We start from the raw sequence: 216 nt of genomic DNA, 5'->3' as shown, positions 1-216 counted from the left end.
GGACCTGACCCGTATTGCCCGGATCAACGACAAAATGTGGGCCGAGTTGTTCCTGTGGAACAAGGACAACCTGATTTCTGAGATCGATATGTTCACCAATGCGCTGCTGAACATGCGGCAGAAACTGGTGGACGATGACCGCGGCGGCCTGGAGGAGATGTTCCGTCTTTCCACCAAGCGGCGGGAAGCTTTCGACAAGCGATAAACCATAAAAAA

General features: G+C 52.8%; 1 protein-coding gene. It reads left to right on the top strand.

From position 1 onward, the window contains the following. On the top strand, positions 1 to 205 hold a 205-nt coding region (locus tag H6B10_RS17710; RefSeq protein ID WP_204652590.1), incomplete at its 5' end, for a prephenate dehydrogenase dimerization domain-containing protein. Between the last annotated feature and the right edge of the window lie 11 nt (positions 206 to 216).

This window comes from Gemmiger formicilis, from assembly GCF_016901605.1.
GTDB lineage: Bacteria > Bacillota > Clostridia > Oscillospirales > Ruminococcaceae > Gemmiger > Gemmiger formicilis_B.
Note: the sequence above shows the minus strand (reverse complement) of the source record. Positions and strands in the feature narration are given on the sequence as shown.